The 18508-nt window shown below is 51.3% G+C and carries 20 protein-coding genes; 11 read left to right on the forward strand and 9 right to left on the reverse strand.

The window, feature by feature from the left end:
• Positions 1-134 precede the first annotated feature (134 nt).
• Positions 135-362, forward strand: coding sequence for a hypothetical protein (locus MKQ68_RS05445; RefSeq protein WP_264282406.1), 228 nt, complete (start codon positions 135-137; stop codon positions 360-362).
• A gap of 8 nt (positions 363-370) precedes the next feature.
• On the opposite strand, the gene MKQ68_RS05450 is transcribed toward MKQ68_RS05445, so the two are convergent.
• The 3 genes from MKQ68_RS05450 to MKQ68_RS05460 form a co-directional block, all read right to left on the reverse strand.
• Entirely contained in the window at positions 371-2341 is a 1971-nt protein-coding gene (locus MKQ68_RS05450; protein ID WP_264282408.1) for a PAS domain-containing sensor histidine kinase, read from the reverse strand.
• Positions 2301-2732, reverse strand: coding sequence for a response regulator (locus MKQ68_RS05455; RefSeq protein ID WP_264282409.1), 432 nt, complete (start codon positions 2730-2732; stop codon positions 2301-2303). Before MKQ68_RS05455 ends, MKQ68_RS05450 begins: the two co-directional genes overlap by 41 nt.
• Before the next feature lie 90 nt (positions 2733-2822).
• Positions 2823-3926, reverse strand: a complete 1104-nt coding sequence (locus MKQ68_RS05460; protein ID WP_264282410.1) for a DNA alkylation repair protein — start codon at positions 3924-3926, stop codon at positions 2823-2825.
• An 89-nt stretch (positions 3927-4015) separates the two neighbouring features.
• Between MKQ68_RS05460 and MKQ68_RS05465 the strand changes: the two genes are divergently transcribed.
• Positions 4016-4513, forward strand: coding sequence for a PM0498 family protein (locus tag MKQ68_RS05465; protein WP_264282411.1), 498 nt, complete (start codon positions 4016-4018; stop codon positions 4511-4513).
• Between the two features lie 109 nt (positions 4514-4622).
• On the opposite strand, the gene MKQ68_RS05470 is transcribed toward MKQ68_RS05465, so the two are convergent.
• Positions 4623-4910: a hypothetical protein gene (locus MKQ68_RS05470; RefSeq protein ID WP_264282412.1), complete on the reverse strand. Its 288-nt coding sequence runs from the start codon at positions 4908-4910 to the stop codon at positions 4623-4625.
• A 126-nt stretch (positions 4911-5036) separates the two neighbouring features.
• On the opposite strand from MKQ68_RS05470, the gene MKQ68_RS05475 reads away from it, so the two are divergent.
• Both MKQ68_RS05475 and MKQ68_RS05480 read left to right on the forward strand, forming a co-directional pair.
• Positions 5037-5492, forward strand: coding sequence for a NanQ anomerase/TabA/YiaL family protein (locus MKQ68_RS05475; protein WP_264282413.1), 456 nt, complete (start codon positions 5037-5039; stop codon positions 5490-5492).
• A gap of 13 nt (positions 5493-5505) precedes the next feature.
• Complete coding sequence (locus MKQ68_RS05480) at positions 5506-5949, forward strand: hypothetical protein (protein WP_264282414.1); 444 nt, start codon at positions 5506-5508, stop codon at positions 5947-5949.
• A 2-nt stretch (positions 5950-5951) separates the two neighbouring features.
• On the opposite strand, the gene MKQ68_RS05485 is transcribed toward MKQ68_RS05480, so the two are convergent.
• The 3 genes from MKQ68_RS05485 to MKQ68_RS05495 form a co-directional block, all read right to left on the reverse strand.
• Complete coding sequence (locus MKQ68_RS05485; protein WP_264282415.1) at positions 5952-6347, reverse strand: hypothetical protein; 396 nt, start codon at positions 6345-6347, stop codon at positions 5952-5954.
• A 99-nt stretch (positions 6348-6446) separates the two neighbouring features.
• Entirely contained in the window at positions 6447-7175 is a 729-nt protein-coding gene (locus MKQ68_RS05490) for a phosphatase PAP2 family protein (RefSeq protein WP_264282416.1), read from the reverse strand.
• Between the two features lie 101 nt (positions 7176-7276).
• Positions 7277-7852 (reverse strand): hypothetical protein, encoded by a 576-nt coding sequence (locus tag MKQ68_RS05495; RefSeq protein ID WP_264282417.1) that lies wholly within the window; start codon positions 7850-7852, stop codon positions 7277-7279.
• Positions 7853-8006: 154 nt separating this feature from the next.
• On the opposite strand from MKQ68_RS05495, the gene MKQ68_RS05500 reads away from it, so the two are divergent.
• A complete protein-coding gene (locus MKQ68_RS05500) occupies positions 8007-8462 on the forward strand; it encodes a hypothetical protein (protein ID WP_264282418.1) in 456 nt (151 codons plus the stop codon).
• On the opposite strand, the gene MKQ68_RS05505 is transcribed toward MKQ68_RS05500, so the two are convergent.
• Positions 8459-9181: an EcsC family protein gene (locus MKQ68_RS05505; RefSeq protein ID WP_264282419.1), complete on the reverse strand. Its 723-nt coding sequence runs from the start codon at positions 9179-9181 to the stop codon at positions 8459-8461. The genes MKQ68_RS05500 and MKQ68_RS05505 overlap by 4 nt on opposite strands.
• 78 nt (positions 9182-9259) lie before the next feature.
• Between MKQ68_RS05505 and MKQ68_RS05510 the strand changes: the two genes are divergently transcribed.
• The 4 genes from MKQ68_RS05510 to MKQ68_RS05525 all read left to right on the forward strand — a co-directional run bounded on the left by MKQ68_RS05510 (position 9260) and on the right by MKQ68_RS05525 (position 15384).
• Positions 9260-9934 (forward strand): hypothetical protein, encoded by a 675-nt coding sequence (locus tag MKQ68_RS05510; protein WP_264282420.1) that lies wholly within the window; start codon positions 9260-9262, stop codon positions 9932-9934.
• A gap of 50 nt (positions 9935-9984) precedes the next feature.
• The gene (locus tag MKQ68_RS05515) at positions 9985-10203 is read left to right on the forward strand and encodes a hypothetical protein (RefSeq protein WP_264282421.1); all 219 of its coding nucleotides are present in this window, start codon (positions 9985-9987) and stop codon (positions 10201-10203) included.
• A gap of 99 nt (positions 10204-10302) precedes the next feature.
• The gene (locus tag MKQ68_RS05520; RefSeq protein WP_264282422.1) at positions 10303-12564 is read left to right on the forward strand and encodes a S9 family peptidase; all 2262 of its coding nucleotides are present in this window, start codon (positions 10303-10305) and stop codon (positions 12562-12564) included.
• 114 nt (positions 12565-12678) lie between these two features.
• The gene (locus MKQ68_RS05525) at positions 12679-15384 is read left to right on the forward strand and encodes a tetratricopeptide repeat-containing sensor histidine kinase (RefSeq protein ID WP_264282423.1); all 2706 of its coding nucleotides are present in this window, start codon (positions 12679-12681) and stop codon (positions 15382-15384) included.
• On the opposite strand, the gene MKQ68_RS05530 is transcribed toward MKQ68_RS05525, so the two are convergent.
• Positions 15366-15848: a hypothetical protein gene (locus MKQ68_RS05530; protein ID WP_264282424.1), complete on the reverse strand. Its 483-nt coding sequence runs from the start codon at positions 15846-15848 to the stop codon at positions 15366-15368. The two genes, MKQ68_RS05525 and MKQ68_RS05530, sit on opposite strands and share 19 nt — an antisense overlap.
• Positions 15849-15929: 81 nt before the next feature.
• On the opposite strand from MKQ68_RS05530, the gene MKQ68_RS05535 reads away from it, so the two are divergent.
• Both MKQ68_RS05535 and MKQ68_RS05540 read left to right on the forward strand, forming a co-directional pair.
• Positions 15930-16490 carry a LemA family protein gene (locus MKQ68_RS05535; protein ID WP_264282425.1) on the forward strand — a complete coding sequence of 187 codons (561 nt, stop codon included), beginning with the start codon at positions 15930-15932 and terminating at the stop codon, positions 16488-16490.
• Positions 16487-18433: a DUF2207 domain-containing protein gene (locus MKQ68_RS05540; RefSeq protein WP_264282426.1), complete on the forward strand. Its 1947-nt coding sequence runs from the start codon at positions 16487-16489 to the stop codon at positions 18431-18433. Before MKQ68_RS05535 ends, MKQ68_RS05540 begins: the two co-directional genes overlap by 4 nt.
• The last annotated feature ends 75 nt before the right edge of the window (positions 18434-18508 follow it).

An 18508-nucleotide genomic window follows, 5' to 3' on the forward strand; every position in this document is an offset into this window, starting at 1 on the left:
CGGTGTTTACCGGGGCTTCCATTTTTAAAAACGATAGACTGCCATAATAGCCGGAAAATGAACTTATGATTAATAAATCTCAAACGGCATATTTCTTGCAACTAATTGCGTAAAATTGAATAAAATACAGAAAAATGATGCAGACGATGAGTGACCATAACCAGAAAATACCTTTCGACTTCAGACCAGAAGATATGATTCCGGCAGTGAGAAGTTTTGAACCCGTTTTATACCGTCAGGGCAACCTTTACTATTGTTTACTTGGTGCAGATGCCGATAATGGCATTTTAGGCTTCGGCGCAACACCCCGCCAGGCAATTGCCGACTGGGAGCATAAGTTAAGGTCCAACATGAATAAGTAATTTGTAGTTTATAAAGGCAGGTAAATGTTAAATGCCGCGCCCTCTCCATGTTTACTTTCGGCCATGATAAGCCCCCCATGGTTTTCTACGATCTTTTTACATAAGGCCAGTCCAACGCCTGTACCGGCGTACTGGTCTTTGTTATTTAGCCGCTTAAATATCAGGAATATCTTATCCGCATACTGTTGCTCGAACCCAATGCCGTTATCGCGCAGCACAATGCGGGCAAAGGTTTTTGCTGGGTTGCCTGCAGGCGCTTCCACGGGCAGGTCTGCCTTGTTCACCACATCATAATCGATCGCGATTTTTGGTGCCGTGGTGCAGAACTTCAGCGAGTTGCCAACGAGATTGCGGAACAGTTGTACCAATTGATGATGAATACCCCTGATCACAGGCAGCTCCGCACATCGCAGGTACGCATGCTTTTCTTCTACCAACAGGTCAAATTCGGCGAATACTTCTCTCACAACGAGATTTAAATCCACGCTGGCCGGCAATTGCAGGTCGTTCGACAGGCGGGAGAAGTTTAAAACCTGGCGGATGAGTTCCGACATATGCGCAGCTGCCTTGTTGATTTTCGGGAGAAATTTATCGCGCAGTTGCTTATCGTCCGGACAGTCGCTGATCAAATCAGAGAAGGTCTGGATCTTACGCAGTGGCTCCTGTAAGTCGTGGCTGGTGATATAGGCAAATTGCTCCAGTTCGCGGTTGGAGCGTTGCAGTTGTTCGTTGATGAGTTGCAGTTCGGCTGTTCTTTCACGTACCAGTTCTTCCAGCGTTTCCCGCGCCTGCATTTCCTCAGTAATATCCAGCAGGGTGCCAACCACACTTTCCGCATGCCCCAGTTGATCGAAGAACACCGTTCCCTGCATACGCAGCCATCTTTGTCCGTTATCATTCAACCGGAAAAAGCGGAAGGGGATGTCGAAATGTCCGTTACTATTGGGCTTGAACGACTCGCTGGCAGCCGTTACCAGGGCGTTTACATCTTCTGTACTAACGTGATCAAGTAATAATTCTAAATAGATGTTATCGGTTTCTTCAATGCCGCAGATCGCCAGGCTTTCGTGGCTGAGCGAGAATTCGTTCGCAGGTACGTAATAATCCCAGGTGCCCAGCTTTGTAGCGGCCACGGCCATTCTAAAGCGTTCTTCCTCTTCCTGCAGCTTACGCTGTACCTTCTTTTCTTCGGTGATGTTCCGCACTATCTTAGACGCGCCGATTACCTCGCCGCGTTCATTTTTAATAGGGGAGATGGTGAGTGATACATCGATCAGCTGCCCGCTCTTCGTCAGCCTTTTCGTTTCAAAATAACTAAGTCTCTCACCGTTACGAATGCGTTGCAGGATCAGCGGTTCTTCCATATGCCTGTCCTGCGGTACCAGTGTCAATATTGATTTGCCGATGATTTCCGAAGCGGCCCAGCCGAACATGCGTTCCGCCGATTCGTTCCAGCTGGTCACGATGCCTTCCAATGTTTTACTGGCGATCGCATCTTCAGAAGAAGTAACGATCGCCGCCAGGTGAAATGCTTTTTGCGCCGCCTGTTTCTGATCGGTTACATCAATGAGAATGTTTACGCCACCTACCAGTTCGTCGTTATCGTCGAATATCGGCATCGGGTTAGTGGTAACGACGCGGCGGCTACCGTCGGGCCGTTCAATCAGCAGTTCTGAACCCTGCATCACTTTCCCTCCGCGCATGGCAATGCCGAGCGGACTTTCCTCGAAAGGCATCGGCCGCCCGTCTGTATGAAATATTTTAAATGAACCGCACCATTTTTCTTCGCCGATTTTCGGTTCCCGCCCCCAGAGTGTCACAGCGGCGTTATTGTACATCTGCAGGAAACCATCCCGGTCACAGGCAAATACGGCTAACGGTAAACTGTGTAATAACTTGATGTACATGCCTGCCGAAGCGCCGGAATGGCGTTCGTTGCTAATGAGTGTTTTGATGAAGTCCAGGCTGTAAGTGTCCATCTTGGTCGTGTTTAAAATAGTTCTCGAGCTTTGCTACCAGCAGGGACAGGCTGGGCTGTTTCTCTACATAACCTCTCGCGCCCATTTGCGCAGTTTCCTGTTTATCACGCGGGGCCGAGGAAGTGGAATATATGATCACAGGTGTTTCGTCCAGGTGTGGGAGTTGTTTGATCGCCCGCAGGCATTGCCGACCGTCCATACTCGGCATGTTCAGGTCCAGGAATATATAGTCAGGCAATATCGCGCGATCGCCGAGGTTTGCGATCGCCTCCTTACCATTATCGAACACCAGGCACTCTATATTTTCTCCAATCTGTTTGAGCGCATATAAAAAAATCTCCTGGTCGTCCGCATCATCGTCAATCAGTACACACGTAAATTTTTGGGCCATGCTGATGTTTATGGTTTTCTTCAGGTTCCGGCACTAATATAGGGAAAAAATAAATTCAGCAGGACTGATAATTAAGGCAGAGATCGATAGCTAAGTCAGCCGTAGCACGAAGTTTCCCGGCGTTTGCTCTGTTCCGTTCAGGATCACCGCCACCTGGTGGCTGCCCTCGTAATACCGCCGCGTTGTGATCGGTTTGAACGATTGCCTGCGCCGGATGTTCTGGCTTTCGCCAGGCAGCATATCGCGTTCGCTGATCTTAAATACTTTACGTGTAAACTGATCGCGCTGCATGCGGTAGTAGATCGCATACTCCAGCCGCACCTTCTGCAAGACCGCATCATTATTCTTCACCGTAAAACTGAACTCCAGGTAATCGCCAGACTGTACTGTTTTCGTATGTATTTTAAAAGCACTGAAACCGAGAAAGCTGCTGTCCAGTGCATAATGGCTAAAGATGGCCGCGTCGCCGCGTTTCAGCATCGTACGGCAACCGTGTTTGATGATCGCATCTGTTTCCGGACCCAGGCCTTTCCACCGAACGGCCACGTCCAGCACGAGGGCCGGATGTTCTTTGGATATGTCGTTCAGGTTGTTGGCCACACTTTTACGCACCGATGGGTCGGGGTCCTGCTTCAGATTTTCGAGGATGGGCAGTACGAGCGCGGGGTCTTTCTTCAGCATCGGTACTGCTATGGCCCAGGGCAAACGAGGGCGTGCGCCTTCGCTGGATAGTCGCCTTACGTGCGGACTTTTGTGTTTTGACCAACGTTCCATCTGTTTCAGCATTTTATCACCATACTGTAACAGGAACGGGCGTACGGCAAATTCACAGGAGATGAACTGCGTTACTTCCTCCAATGCTTTAACAGAAGGGCCGTAGTGCTGCAGGCCGTAACATTCGATATAGTCCGGCAGGAACATGAACACCAGTGCGTACTCCCCGAACTTACGCCTGCGCAGTTCCACCAGCAGGGCCGATATTTGTTGCAGTGCAGTGGGGTAGTCCTGCGAAAGGTGTGCGTGCAGTACCTGTGTGGTATGGCGCATTCGCGCTTTTAGCTCCATATCGTACAACGCAGGTACATCAACGTCCCTGAGGAACCGCGCTTTATTAAAGCCCGGAACAGCAGTGTGGAGGCAGGAAGCCAGCTCTTTATAAAACGAAGTATTGTAAATATCTTTTAGTAATCCCATCTGTGGAAAGATAAGAAACTTGGATAAAAGTAAAAGTCATTTCCGGATGCGTCTGCCTAAACCATCTTTTTTCGCTACATTTACGAACTATGATCATCCGCAGCAATAATATCATGGAGGAGTACCTCCGTACGCTCAATTACGACTTCCGCACCACGCCTTACGAGCTGCCGGAAGCCATAGCCAGTGTGCTCGATAAGGGATTTTCGCAGCATGATAACACGATCCTGCTTACTGCGCTCAACGAACAAACTACGCTCCCCGTGTTCAATGATGACCAGGAGCGGATGGATTTTGAATACACGAATAACAAGTTCACCACCGATTCGCCGGAAGAAGACGATGAGCTGGACTATCTTCGGCGCACCCTGGAATGTGCCAATCGTATTGCCAATAAATTGAAGGAAGAGTTTCCCGGTAAGATATTTAAGGTATTGGTCTTCTTCAACGAAACCAATTTCGAAAGCGATCATATGGCGCTCTTCGCATCTTCATCGGTACGCTTCTACGAAGTAAAACAACCCGACGGCGAAAACGATCTTGAAAGCTACGAGGGCGAAGCGGTTTTAGAGATAGAAGTGCAATAATTACAACTTATTATAGTGAAGGGCGTCTCTGATCGGAGAGGCCCCTTTTTGTATATATAGTTCGCTCACCTATGCTCCCATCTTTTGAAACCCGCGCCCCCGTTTATTTTTACATCGTCTGGTAATTGGCTCTGACGATCAGTTCTATCTGGTGCCAGTTGATGGGTTCATCGGTACGATAGTCGTACACCATGTTGCGGGCAAACTTCCGGGTGGGAGGGAACACCACCAGCTGTATACAATCGGCATATGTGTTCACCAGCCCGATATGCCTTCCCCTGGCCTTAAACAGGCGCAAGTCGCCGCGTTTCAGTTCCTTCAGCTGGCGTTGCACTTGCCTCAGTACCTGTTGAAAGCGGGCGATAATCTCTTCGTAAATCGGTGTTCCGTTCTGCATGATGTGGTGTTTATTCTATAAGTCGCAAAAACGGGACTTTTTACCCAGTTGATCGCGTTAAGGAATCATTAAGGAAATGTTATGGGGCATTTTCCTATCTTTCCACCCTAAACCGATAACCAGGTTATGATCCTAGACACGCTTCAGAATGCGCACCTTTACTTCGGCCTCGGCGATAAGTTTGTAAAGGCGTTCGAATATCTTGTTAAAACAGATTTTAATGCACTGCCCAAAGGCAAGTACGAAATAGACGGACAAAACATCTTCGCGATCGTCAATGAATATGATACGGTAGATGCGTCTGCAGAACAGATGGAAGCGCATAAGAAATACATCGACGTGCAATACATCGTAAGCGGTGCAGAACTCATCGGGCACGACTTCCTGCAACAAAAGGAACCTTCGAAAGCATATGATCCGGAAGCTGATTATATGTTGTTTGCAGAGAAGCCATCTTTCTTCAGCAAGCTGGAAAAAGACCATTTCGCAATTTTTTTCCCCAGTGACCTGCATATGCCGAACCTCCGCATCGACGCGCCTGCAGCGGTGAAGAAAGTAGTGATCAAGATCAGCGTTAACTGATAACCGGAATAACATGAAGTACCTGTTATGGCTGCTCCTGTCGGGAGCAGTATTACAACAACCAGCACCTAAACACCTGCTGTTGGATCAATACCAGCAGCTGCTTCCCGGCGCACTTTGCCAGGATGCGAAGGTGCACGAGAATGACAAGCAGGCGAAAGGTCGCACCACCTTCCTGGACCGCGACTTCCGCACCGAGTATTTTGCCGGGGCGAAGTCGGTGCGGTTTTATGAATGTGAAGACCGCCGTTTTCACCTGGCGATGGTGAGTCTGGAATTTAATACCCCACGTGAGCTGGAAATGGCCATGGGTGCCATCACAGCTTCGAAACGCACCGCCTTCCGCCTGCCGGTACGCACACGGTTTGTGCCGAAGCGTCTCGGTAACGAGCTGCTGATTATCTACTCAGAAACATTTACGGATAAGCGCTTCCAGGACCTGGTGAACGAGCCATAGCGTTATCGCTGCACCTGTTGGAACACAATCGTTGTATCCAACGGCGAAGCGCCACGGATAGCGATATCCGCCATCATCAGGCTATCTTTTTCATATACCAGGAAATTGTACTCATGGCGATCACCGCCGTTCGTTTTAATGTGCGGGAAGCTGGCTGTAATGCTGTCCCGGTAAAAGAAGCGCCACTCGTTACGCCCCGGAGCGTCCGGTATAACGGCGACGGAATCACGCCTGAAGCTTACTTTGCGCAGCAACGTATCCTGCGTTTGTAGTTCGATCCGGAATTTACTGAGACTGATGCCATGCCCCAGCAATACTTTTAATTGATTCGGATCCTTACAGGCAGAAAGAAGAAGGAAGGCAGATAAGACGAGCAGGCCATTTTTTGCAGGCTTCATGAGGAGCGTTTTTGTGTTTAGGTTCAGGACTGGTGTATCGTTGGTTTTGTCCTCAGCTGCGCTAAAATATCAAATTTTATGAAAAGGAGTAAAGCAATCTCAGAATACGGGATAGGATTTGCGATGTTTCTTGCTCCACCGGTATTGGTGCGTCCAGTAAGCTACTTTCATAGACAGATATCCGAAGCCCGCGCCGGCCAGTACATCGCTGATGTAGTGACGGTTGTTGGCAATGCGTAACGCTCCCACCGTAGAGGCCAGGCCGTAAGCAGCGTATGGCATCCACTTAAAGCGATGCTTATATTCTTCACTTAGAAAAGTCGCCGCGGCAAATGCGTTGGCCGTATGCCCCGAAGGCCAGGAATTGTAAGTGGTTTCATCCGGCCGCAATTGGCGGGTTACCCGTTTCAGCGCATTTACGGTAACGTAGTTCAATACCGCGCCTTTAGCGAGTATCAGGCTGCGCTCGATTACCGGGTTGCGGGACTTCACGCCTAATGCGTCCAGTCCGTACGCAATCACTACGGGGGAGTATTGCAGGTAGTTATCGATCTTGGTACTGAAGTCGCGCATATTCACGTTACGCATCTCTTTGATCTCCATCTTGATCGCATCATCCCCGTTTGCATTGGTCAGAATGCCGGAAACGACCAGCCCCACGGGAACGAACAGTTGTTGACGGGAATAGCGGATAGGAGGCGGAACACGGAAGGTATCCGGTTTAGACTGGTTGACCATAATATTGGCCGGCTGCACGGTGTCGGGATTTAGCTGCGCCTGCGCCAGGGTACCCTGACACAGCAACAGCGCCAAAAAGCCAATTCTCATGTTGTAGGTTTGTATTCACATATTAAACAAAAAATCCGGGAAATCCCGGATTTTAATGAAATATGCTGATTAGAGTGGCTTTAAGGCGAAAAAACTATCGGTTATTGCGCCATCACCCATTCTTCGAACTCATCTGCCAATCCATCCGGATTACCTTTCATAGTCCAGGCAACCGGTTCGTCGTAGTATTCCAGTTCGTGGATGATTACCGGTACATCGCGGCCGAACTTCTTACGGATCACACCATCTTCATGGAGGCGGCGGGAAAGGCTTACCACGATGTGCATGAAGGTCTCCTGTATTTTAACGCCCTTCTCGAAAGCTTCATCGTAATCGGCTTCCTCTTCCTCATCAGAATAGTAGAACGGAAGCGTTTTTACCCAGGCGTCAAACGCGTCGTCTTCATCACCGCCGATATTCAGTTCTTCGTTCTGCAGCCAGAAGGCGTAGTTCCATTTGGCTTCTTCCTGGTAAGACGGCGCTTCGCCGGGGGCGCTCAGTTTCCAGTTGGTAACCGTATTGTAGCCAACGGTAAGCATGGGCAGCCGGAGGTCGTCGCTGATATTACTTTTATAAAAAGAGATGACGTAAATATCGTCGGTGTCCTCGTCTGAAAAGGCCATTACCGCAGCCTTTATCTTATCGTATGTTTGTTTGATGAAATTTTCGGTAGTCATGTTACGAAGGTAAGGTGAATTTCCGTTAGCCGCGTACCTGCAGGCGATCATTTAATTTGGGCATTTCGATCGTCGCCATTGTATTTTCGCGCGCTGCCGGCAGTTCCGTTTACGGGTGCTTACTATATTTACGTTACTTATCCCTTTTGCGATCATGAAAAGATGTTGGCTGTTGATAATCTCGGTTGGCTTGGGCAGCTGCGGTTTTTACGGTAAAAACTTTCGTCCCACGCCTTATGACGATGGTAATGCTATAATAGGTTATGCGCCCACCGGTCGCAAAAAAGAAAAGACGCTCACCTTTCCTGCTGCGTCCTTTACGAGGGCACTTAAACAATATCGGTCAGAGAACGGTGCCTTCCCCCAGGAGCTGCACATCCTGAAGTCGTACAATGAAAAGTCCCGCGCCGCTATGCAGGACATGTCCGATATGGGCTACACCAACATGCGCATTACTTATTTGTTCCTCGATTCGATGGAAGTCGATTTTGTACGGGTGCCTAAATGGACGCAGGATAGCGATGATAAAACAATGGAGATGCGTATACTCGGCAAGTTTATATTTACGATGCGCGATTCGGCCCTGTTTACCAATACCATAGTGTATTAATGAGCGAGCTTTCGCATCCTGTAAGCATTCATCGCCGTTTCGCCCAGTTTGTTGATCAGCCTGTAATTGACCACCACACCCACCGCCGCACCGATCACCGGTACCAGCTGGGCCATCTTGGCCAGGTCGATATGATCGCGGTATTCCTGCTGAAAGCGTAGCCAGTCGAACGATTCCGGATCATCCGGCAGTTGTGCCGCACGTTGGTCCCAGTTAACGATCTGCTCAAACACCTTTTGCCTGTGTTGCTGGCTGCTGAACGCCAGTTGAAATACGTGCAGGATGAACAACCGCTCCTTAAAGTTTTTGATATCGAAGCCGTAAAACGAGGCGATGTCGAACAACAACTTCAACTTTATCGCCAGTAGAATGGGGAAGTCTGCGAGTCCGAGCAATATACCGCCCGCCCCGGTAATGCCACCTTCGGCTGCTGCGGTGTGGCGGTAAATATTCACCCGCTTGCGCACTGCTTCTTCCACCTCGAACAGTGACGTAAATTCCTGTTGCGTAGGTGCAGTGTAAGTGGCGCCGAACAGCACGCCGCGTACCATTTGTTTGATCGTGACCGTAATGGCCTGGTGTACCTTTTCGGGGATCAGTTTATTGATGCGGTCCTGCACCCGTTTGGTGGTACGTTCCATCCAGGAGGGGCGTTTACGCATGCGGTACTGCCAATGTTCCATTTCAAGCCTGGCTTGTTGTTCGTATAACATGCGCATAAAGCAGCATAAGCGATGCCAGAAAAAAATACTAAATAAATGAGTGTTGTTTGCTAATAAATTTAGTAATTTGCGGTCATGGTAGAGCATGAAGACGTGCGGGTAAACTATTACTTCGCCCTGAACAATAGCGTTGTGCGGCTACAGGCGTCTGATCTTCGCCTGATGCCCTCGCTGGCAGCGGAACTGGAGCCGCTGCGGGTTACTGGTTCGCGACTGTTTTCGTTACAGTTTACGCCGGTGTTCGGGTCGAATAATACCATCTGGGAGAAGGCTTTTAACGGCCTGGTTGTGCGGTTAAAAGCTACCAGCACCGAGCGCTGGACCGTGGAGCTGGACAAAACCGGCAAGATCCGCTATGTGCAGTACGTACATGAATTGCAGGACCTCTGGCGCGGACTGTTCGACGAACCCCTGCAGCGGCGCGTCGGCGATGTTAAGGTCGAAACCCCGATCCGCCAGCTGCGGCCGGATTACCGCGTAACGCCACCCGACAAAAGCGGCGGAGGATATCCCCGTGCAGCCCTCATATCGCCCCGGCCGCAACAGTTCTATATCACCTGGGATTGCCTGTATGTAATGAGCACTTTGCCCCTCGTGGTCTGGAAAGTAGTGGAGGACGACGCCTATTATTCCTATGCCGGACGTAAATGGGGTTTTCAGTGTGTGTATGGGAAGGTGGATAAGAAGCTGACGGATAAGATGGCGGAGTGGGTGAAGGGGGAATTGGTGGATAAGGGGGCGAAGAGGTAGCCTGAAGCTACACGACATTGAATGATAGCGATTCGCAGAAGCACGATGCGATGATCGGGACAATGAATGGTTGCGGTCCGCAGCAGTACGATGCGATGATAGGGACATTGAATGATAGCGATTCGCAGCAGTACGATGCGATGATCGGGACATTGAATGATAGCGGTCCGCAGAAGCACGATGTGATGATAGGGACAATGAATGGTTGCGGCCCGCAGAAGCACAATGTGATGATAGGGACAATGAATGGTTGCGGTCCGATGGCGTAGGATGCGATCATCCGGCTAAAGATTGTCAAGAATCAGCTAATTCACGGTAACCTGTAAACAGGCAATGTGTGTATTTTAGTTCGTTACTAAAGATGAATTATGGGGAGTGCATTTCGTATCGTTACCATCCTTGCGCTGCTGGCCACATCTGCCACTGCGCAAACCATTACACGTTTTCAACCTTCGCGGCAGGAGCTGATCGCCCGTTATAAACGGTCGGCGATGATGGATAGCGCGACGAAGAACACCGTATTTAAATCGTCGGTGGATGCACATTGGCTGCCGGGCGGCAAAGCCTTCTGGTACTGCAACATACTGGCCGATAGCCTCGAAGAATATATTTATGTGGATGCAACGACCGCCTCGCGGAAACCAGCGTTCGACATGGATGCGCTAACAGCGGCGTTGCGTGCTGCGGGTGTGAATGTTAAGTCCGGACGGCCTGGCATTACAGCGTTGTCGCCGGAAGCAGCGGGCCTCAGGTTCGAAATGAATAAAAAGTGGTATCGATACCAACAGGGCCAGGTGACGGCTATCCCTGATCAACCGCCGGTGGCAGGGGAAAGTAATCAACCAGGCATCTCTCCCGATAAAAAATGGACCGCCTTCATCAAAGACGGGAATGTATTTGTCGCCTCATCACAAGGCGGCGCGCCGGTACAGTTTACCACAGACGGCACCCCTCAAAAGCCCTACGGCCGCCTTAGCTGGAGCCCGGACAGTAAATACCTGGCCGGCTACTATATACAACCGGTACAGGATTCTTCTGTATACTACATCCTCACCGCCGTACCCAACACCACACGCGGGCAACTGCGTTCGCAACCCTACAAGCAACCTGGTGATCCGTTCACGACGTACACAATGTTCGTTTTCGACATCACTCAACGTAAAACGATGAAGACCGACGCGGAGCCCATCGACTTCCTGGATGCGCCGCGACTGCATTGGCTTAAAGATGCCCCCGCGCAATTTACCTACGAAAAGACGGATCGCGGTCACCAGCGCTTCCGGGTGATAGGGGTAGATGCTGCGAGCGGCAAGACACGAGCGATCGTAGACGAACAGACCAAAACGTTCATCTACGAATCGACAATGATCAACGAATACCCCGGAGGCACGAACCTGCTACTGCGCAGCTCAGAAAAGGACGGCTGGAAACACCTGTACCTGGTGGACCTGACCACCGGCAAGGAGCAACAGGTAACGAAAGGCAATTGGATCGTGCGGGGTGTGGACAGTATAGACGTGAAGAAGCGGCAGATCTGGTTCCAGGCCAGCGGCATGCAGGCGGGAGAGGATCCGTACAATGTACACTACTACCGCATCGGTTTTGATGGGAAAGGGCTGCTACCGTTAACGCCGGAAGTGGGTACACACGACATGAAGTATGCGCCGGGTGGGCAGTACTACACAGATACTTATTCACAGGTAAACGTGCCACCGGTAACGAAGCTGCGACGGGCAGCCGATGGCAAAGAAGTGTTGCTGCTGGAAAAAGCGGATGTGTCGCGGTACAGGCAGTCGGGCGCTAAGCCGCCGGAGCCCTTTGTGGCGAAGGCCCGGGATGGCGTTACGGACATTTATGGCATCGTCAGTCGCCCGTCTGACTACGATCCGAATAAGAAATACCCGGTTTTGGAAAATATCTACGCCGGTCCGCACAGCTCCTTCGTTCCGAAAACATTCACCCCTTACAGCGAAATGCAAAGCCTCGCGGAATTAGGGTTCATCGTCGTAATGATCGACGGCATGGGCACCGCCAACCGTTCCAAAGCCTTTCATGATGTGTGCTGGCAAAACCTGGCAGACGCGGGCCTGCCGGACAGGCAGCTGTGGATACAGGCGCTTGCCAGGCAGTATCCATACGTGGATGCTGAACGGGTAGGGATATACGGCACCTCTGCGGGCGGACAAAACACCGTATCTGCACTATTGTTCCACTCCGGGTTCTATAAAGCAGGCGTATCTGCCTGCGGTTGCCACGACAACCGGGTCGATAAACAATGGTGGAACGAGCAATGGATGGGTTACCCTGTTGGTCCGCACTACGACGCGCAATCCAACGTTACCAATGCCGCCCGGCTACAAGGCAACCTGTTGCTGATCGTCGGGGAATACGATACGAACGTGCCCCCGGAATCTACCTACCGCGTAGCGGATGCACTCATCAAGGCCAATAAGGACTTCGACTTCCTGGCCGTACCCGGCATGGGCCATAGCGACGGCGGCCCATATGGCCGCATGAAGAAACGTGACTTCTTCGTGAAGCACCTGATGGGCGTAGCGCCACCTGCACATAATAATGGAGAGTTGCCGATAGGCGTGGAGGTAGGAAGGGAGCGGTGGACGTTTAAATAGGTCTTTCGATAATATTGTCATCGTTTCCCGTAAAACCGGCAAGGCCGTCGGCGGACAGGTATTAAACTTCCTGCAGGATGTTTCTATCTTTACGCGACTGACGCCAGCCGCCTTATGAGTACAACCCTCGTCGCCTCGTTTACTACCCGCCTGCGCCCCAGGGCTGCAGTGTTTGTACAGCATGCAAAACGCGTGGTGCTGCTTCTGGCACTGTGCTGCCCTGCATTGTATACAAATGCTCAAAACAGCCCTGCGCAACTCATGAAGGGCCTGCCGGCCTCCCATGTATACACGCTGAAAGATACCACCCTGATCAGGGAAATGCTGACGTATGGGCATCATTGCCTAGTAAAAAGGGGAGAGCTGAAGGCGGACCTGGATACGGCGTTCACACTCGTGTCACGGGCATACGATATGTCGCTTAAAATTGGGTATAAGTTTGGGGAAGTAACGGCGGGCAATATCATGGCGCAGCATGCTTACGAGTCGCTGGATATGGAACGTATGCTCTCCTGGTTTCGGTATGTATGTGGGGAATATAAAGTGTGGTACCTGCGTAGCGCCGTGTCGGTCATCTTGCCCGCTAACACCCCGCAAGAAATCGATGTCGCCATGCGGTATGCAAAATTAATGCGGGAGGTGGCTGCGGAAAGTAACATGCCCGATGTGGCAAATGAAGCGGAATACTACATTGGTAACTTCCATGCAAAAAAAGGTGATCAGCAGGGACTGAAAAAGGCCTATCTCAACATGATCCATTATCACCGGTCGAAGAATAACCCCAGGAACGAACTGGAAGCCTGGGGCGTACTGGCCAGCCGGGAAGATGGCTCGGACACATCGTTTCCGAACCGGCTTTATATCGCGGAAAAGGTGATCGCACTCAGCAAAAGTACCGGGCATTCCGCTTACCTCTCCGACGCCTACCTCAACCTGGGATATGGCTTATACGTGCAGGGTAAGATCGACCGGGCAGAAGCGGTGCTGCTGGAAGCGGAAGAAGTGCTGTTACATGCGGGTATCAAAAAACGCACCTTTGTGTTTGAACTGCTCGCCCGTATTTACTCTGTAAAAGCCAACGGGTCACGCGCACTTCACTACGCTCGGGCTTCGCTGGAAAACGTCCGGCAGTACGACGCCACGCCGTCAAATATCAATGTCTACACCGTTCGCCTGGCAGAGGTGATGCTGCATTTCGGGAAGGAAAAGGAATACGAAGAACTGTTGCGGGATATGCGCACAAGCGGTGCTGCGGCAAAGTCAACGGACTGGTTCTTTATAATTTCATATGCACAGATTCTACGCCGCTCCAATCCTGCCGGTGCTATCGAATACCTGCTCGATCGCGCTAAACATGTTCCGTTTACAGACCTGATCCGGAAGGTAGAATACCACCGGGAGCTGGGTGTCAATTACTCCTGGCTGTCGGACTACAACAACAGCCTGCAACATATGAAGGAGGCCGATAAGCTGATGGCCGGACTGGATAAACGCTACCAGGGGACGTTTGCAGATGTGTGGCTGAATGTGGCGAAGGTATCCTGGCATGCCGGGTTGTACGATCAGGCGAAATATTACCTCGACCGGGCCGACAGCATCCCGCGTGGACTGGTGCCCATTACCAGCCAGGTGTCTGCCGAGTATTACCGGTTTAAGATCGACAGTGCGCAACGTAATTACCTGGCCGCCCTCAATCATTATATCCGCCATAAAAACTTCAGCGACAGCCTCTTTAACGTAGAGAAAATGCGGCAGATGGAAGAACTGAACGTTCGTTACGAGACCGATAAAAAGGAGCAACTGCTTGCGCAAAATGCGAGGGAGATCGTATGGCTGAACAGCCAGCAGGCACTGGGCCGGCAGCTGCTGGAGGAAACGAAGATCAATGCCCTGCAACAGGAACGTTTACAACAACAGAACGTGTTAAACCTGCGTAATGAAAGTAAACAACGGAGCGACTCGCTGCGGCATTCGGAGGAGACCAACCGCCTGCTGAACAAAGATGCCGCCATGCAGAAAGCCCTGCTTGGCCAGGCGCGCAGTGTGCGTAACCTGATGATCATCGCCGCGATATTACTGGTATTGCTGCTGCTCGCCACCTACAGCCGCTATATCCTCAAACAACGCAACAACCAGCAGCTGCGGCAGCAACAGGCGCTCATCACCAATAAGAACGAATCCCTGCAAAAGCTGGTCAGCGAAAAAGAATGGCTGCTCAAGGAAGTGCATCACCGCGTGAAAAATAACCTGCAAGTGGTGATGAGCCTACTTAATATCCAGTCGCATTACCTGCAGGACGATACAGCGATTTCCGCCATCCGTAACAGTCAGCACCGGGTTAACGCCATCTCACTCATCCACAAAAAACTATATCAGTCCGATAACCCGGCCATGGTAGATATGCAGCATTACATCAAGGAGCTTACCGACCAGTTGCGCGAGTATGCCGACCAGCGGCAGGACATACGCATGGCCTTAAACATTGCGCCCATCGTGCTGGACATCAACAAAGCCTTGCCGATAGGGCTTATCCTCAATGAAGCGATTACCAACGCTTTTAAATATGCCTTTCCGGACGGGCGGCCCGGCGAAATCGTGATCGGCTTAATGCAGCCGAAGCTCAATGAAGTGTTACTAACGGTAACGGATAATGGCATTGGTATGCCCGATGCGGAACAGCGCGCAGCAGGCAATTCTCTCGGGATGAGTCTGATGAAGGGATTGAGCTCGGATATGGATGCGGAGTTCAGTATTACGGGCGATAACGGCACCCGCATTGCCGTAAGGTTGCAGCTGGACGATCAGGCTTCATCGGGGTAAAGTTTTTCTATCTCCCTTAAAGCAGTAGCCAGTTCGTGTCGTGCGTCAGCAGGTAAATGCCGTTTCGGTACACCAACTAATTCTTTCTTTTTACGGTAGAAGAAGATGCGGTCTCGAAAGCGCAGGATCCGCCGGTTTTCTTCATAATAATAGAAATCGTCGAACGGGATTACGTAGTCCGCGTACCCGCTAAGCACGCGCAGCACACTGATCGTCACGGTTTTGGTCTGGTAATCGAAACTGATGTCCGACAAGTGTTTGGTGAAAAGAGAGAACACAAAATAGAGGATGCAGATGATCGTGACGATCTGTTTATCTGTATCAAAATTAAGTACAAAACTTCCCTTGACAATTGATACCAGGTAAAAGCAAAGGAGCAGCACGCACACCGTAAACAGTGCCGACGCCAGGTAACCGGCGCGGCTTTTCAGTGATGGGTTATAAATAATGACGGTTTCCGGCATGCTTAAAAATAGTAAAAACCTGTATACCTGCCAGTGATTGAAAAAAATCTGTTAATTTCCCACATCCTTAAACCAAAGCGAATGAGCACTACTTTAATTGTTGTTATCCTTGTTGCAGCCGTGATACTGGTATGGGCTGTATCCCTCTACAACCGGCTGGTCGGCAGCCGAAACCGGGTAAAGGAATCCTGGAGCGGGATCGACGTGAGCCTCAAAAAACGCTACGATCTCGTACCTAACCTGGTTGAAACGGTGAAAGGCTATGCCCGGCACGAACAGCAAACGCTGGAGAAAGTAACCAGTTACCGCACCGCGTCGATGAACGCCACCACCCCCGAACAAAAAGCCGAAGCCGCCACAGGGCTCACCCGCGCACTGGGCTCGCTGTTCGCAGTGGCCGAAGCTTATCCGGATTTAAAAGCGAACGGCAACTTTCAGCAGCTGCAGTCAGAGCTGGCAGATATTGAGAACAACCTGGAATCTGCCCGCCGGTATTACAACGGTACGGTGCGCGAGAACAATAACCTGGTAGAACGTTTCCCGTCCAACATCGTAGCGGGTATGTTCGGGTTTACCACCAATACGTTTTTTGAGATCGACAATACTGCTCACCGCGAAAGGCCCAACGTTTCTTTTTCATGATGAAACATTTACTGCTATGCCTCCTGGCCCTGCTACCACTGGCAGGCCGCCTGTCCGCACAGGATTCCGTTTACGCCGGGGAGCCCGAACAATATTATTCCGAAGGCATCATCCACTTTCATACAGACCTCCAGGTAGAAAAGGACGGTAACCTGAAGGTGGTGGAACATATCAAAGTGTTCGCCGCCGGCAACATCATACAGCGCGGCATCATCCGGAAGATACCGCAAACGCGCCCCAACAAGTATGGCCGCAATAAGCGTGTACCCATTGAGGTGACTGACGTGCAAAAGGACGGAGAGCCGGTGCCGCACGTCATCACTACGGAAGGGAATTATTTGCAGATCCGTATTGGCGACGCTAACATCATGCTTAACACTGGCGTGTACGAGTACACGATCAGTTACCACTCGCGCGGCCACGTAGGCTTCTTTGAAGGTTTCGACGAAATCTACTGGAACTCGACAGGGACGGAGTGGGAGCTGCCGATCGTAAAGGCCTCTGCAACGGTCCGACTGCCGGAGGGTGCGAAGGTGATACAGGCTGCCTGTTACACCGGCCCCGAGGGATCAAAGGCTTCTGATTGCACCATTACTTACAATGATAGTCTTCAACCAACGTTCCACGCTTCCCATTTATTGAAGGAAAGAGAAGGCCTGACGGTGGCCGTCGGCTTCACGCCCGGCATTATTCAACGGCCTGCACCGGCAGGCATGTGGGAGCAGCTGTGGGATTGGATCGATGCTTACCGTGCGTACGTGCTGGCCGTATTGGGACTGGGTTTCTTGCTGCCTTACTATTACTTCACCTGGCGCAAACACGGCAAAGACCCGGAGAAGCCGGTAGTCGTTGCGCGTTTCGATCCGCCCAACGGTTACTCACCTGCGGTGTTGCGCTTCCTGCATAAAAAGGTGGTCGACAGCAAATCCCTCGCTGCGGCGTTGGTGAATATGGCCGTGAAGAAGGTGGTGGCCGTTCGTAAAGATCATACCGGCTTTTACCTGGATAGGAAAGAGGGGGCGCCGTCTAAACTGGCCACCGAGGAACGGCAGCTGTTCAGCAAAATGATGCAGAGTAACCTCACGCTGGAGTTGTCGGACATCAACAAATACAAAATCCGCGCGGGCCGCGAGGCGTTCGAGGACAGTGTGAAGAACCAATACAACCTGAAAGATTACTTCCTGAAAAATAGCCGCCAGATGTGGATCGGCGGACTGATAACCCTGGGCGTCCTGCTCACCTACCTCTTGTGCGTAGATTTCGGTGCCCTGTTCGTAGTGTTCATCGTGCCCTTCGCCGCAGCAGGCGCCGCTATGTTGTTCGCCGGCATACGCGCGCTGAAACAGGGCTGTGCAGGCGTATTCCTGATCGGTATGGGCTTTATGTTCCTGGTAGTACCTTTGGGGGCCGTATACGGCGTGCTGCAACACCTGCCGCCGGTATCCATCGCATTCGTGTTCATCCTGCTGGCTGCGTATATTTTGTTCGTGCGGCTCATACAGGCTCCCACGGAAGATGGCGCCGCGTTACAAGCGCAAATTGAAGGTTTCCTCCTATACCTCACCGTAGCCGAGGAACACCGCCTGAATATCCTCACGCCGCCCGAACATACGCCACAGTTGTTCGAGCGCCTGCTGCCTTACGCCATTGCGCTGGGAGTGGAGAATGAATGGGGGCAGAAGTTTAAGGATGTGCTGGAAAATATTCAATATGCCCCCGAATGGTACAGCGGTGGCACGCTCAGTTACGCCCATTTCGACGATGCATTTACCAATCGCTTCGCCTCTACGGTCGAAAAGGCGGGCAGAGCCCCTGCAGCGTCATCTTCCGGCAGTTCGTCCGGCAGTTCCTCTTCCGGTAGTTCCAGCTGGAGCAGCGGTAGCAGTAGTAGCAGCGGCTCGTCCGGTGGTGGTGGCGGTGGTGGTGGTGGCGGAGGCTGGTAATAGCTTTTTAGCCATCTGTAAGTTCTTTTCTCAGCCGCCGTTGTGTCACTCACTTCGGCGGCTGTTTCGCAACTT

Origin of the sequence: Chitinophaga horti, from assembly GCF_022867795.2 — a bacterium.
Lineage (GTDB): Bacteria > Bacteroidota > Bacteroidia > Chitinophagales > Chitinophagaceae > Chitinophaga > Chitinophaga horti.

Bases quoted from the DNA above. Each gene is read 5' to 3' on its own strand.
- MKQ68_RS05445 (WP_264282406.1), top strand. From the start codon at position 135: ATGATGCAGACGATGAGTGACCATAACCAGAAAATACCTTTCGACTTC.
- MKQ68_RS05450 (WP_264282408.1), bottom strand. From the start codon at position 2,341: ATGGACACTTACAGCCTGGACTTCATCAAAACACTCATTAGCAACGAA.
- MKQ68_RS05455 (WP_264282409.1), bottom strand. From the start codon at position 2,732: ATGGCCCAAAAATTTACGTGTGTACTGATTGACGATGATGCGGACGAC.
- MKQ68_RS05460 (WP_264282410.1), bottom strand. From the start codon at position 3,926: ATGGGATTACTAAAAGATATTTACAATACTTCGTTTTATAAAGAGCTG.
- MKQ68_RS05465 (WP_264282411.1), top strand. From the start codon at position 4,016: ATGATCATCCGCAGCAATAATATCATGGAGGAGTACCTCCGTACGCTC.
- MKQ68_RS05470 (WP_264282412.1), bottom strand. From the start codon at position 4,910: ATGCAGAACGGAACACCGATTTACGAAGAGATTATCGCCCGCTTTCAA.
- MKQ68_RS05475 (WP_264282413.1), top strand. From the start codon at position 5,037: ATGATCCTAGACACGCTTCAGAATGCGCACCTTTACTTCGGCCTCGGC.
- MKQ68_RS05480 (WP_264282414.1), top strand. From the start codon at position 5,506: ATGAAGTACCTGTTATGGCTGCTCCTGTCGGGAGCAGTATTACAACAA.
- MKQ68_RS05485 (WP_264282415.1), bottom strand. From the start codon at position 6,347: ATGAAGCCTGCAAAAAATGGCCTGCTCGTCTTATCTGCCTTCCTTCTT.
- MKQ68_RS05490 (WP_264282416.1), bottom strand. From the start codon at position 7,175: ATGAGAATTGGCTTTTTGGCGCTGTTGCTGTGTCAGGGTACCCTGGCG.
- MKQ68_RS05495 (WP_264282417.1), bottom strand. From the start codon at position 7,852: ATGACTACCGAAAATTTCATCAAACAAACATACGATAAGATAAAGGCT.
- MKQ68_RS05500 (WP_264282418.1), top strand. From the start codon at position 8,007: ATGAAAAGATGTTGGCTGTTGATAATCTCGGTTGGCTTGGGCAGCTGC.
- MKQ68_RS05505 (WP_264282419.1), bottom strand. From the start codon at position 9,181: ATGCGCATGTTATACGAACAACAAGCCAGGCTTGAAATGGAACATTGG.
- MKQ68_RS05510 (WP_264282420.1), top strand. From the start codon at position 9,260: ATGGTAGAGCATGAAGACGTGCGGGTAAACTATTACTTCGCCCTGAAC.
- MKQ68_RS05515 (WP_264282421.1), top strand. From the start codon at position 9,985: ATGATCGGGACAATGAATGGTTGCGGTCCGCAGCAGTACGATGCGATG.
- MKQ68_RS05520 (WP_264282422.1), top strand. From the start codon at position 10,303: ATGGGGAGTGCATTTCGTATCGTTACCATCCTTGCGCTGCTGGCCACA.
- MKQ68_RS05525 (WP_264282423.1), top strand. From the start codon at position 12,679: ATGAGTACAACCCTCGTCGCCTCGTTTACTACCCGCCTGCGCCCCAGG.
- MKQ68_RS05530 (WP_264282424.1), bottom strand. From the start codon at position 15,848: ATGCCGGAAACCGTCATTATTTATAACCCATCACTGAAAAGCCGCGCC.
- MKQ68_RS05535 (WP_264282425.1), top strand. From the start codon at position 15,930: ATGAGCACTACTTTAATTGTTGTTATCCTTGTTGCAGCCGTGATACTG.
- MKQ68_RS05540 (WP_264282426.1), top strand. From the start codon at position 16,487: ATGATGAAACATTTACTGCTATGCCTCCTGGCCCTGCTACCACTGGCA.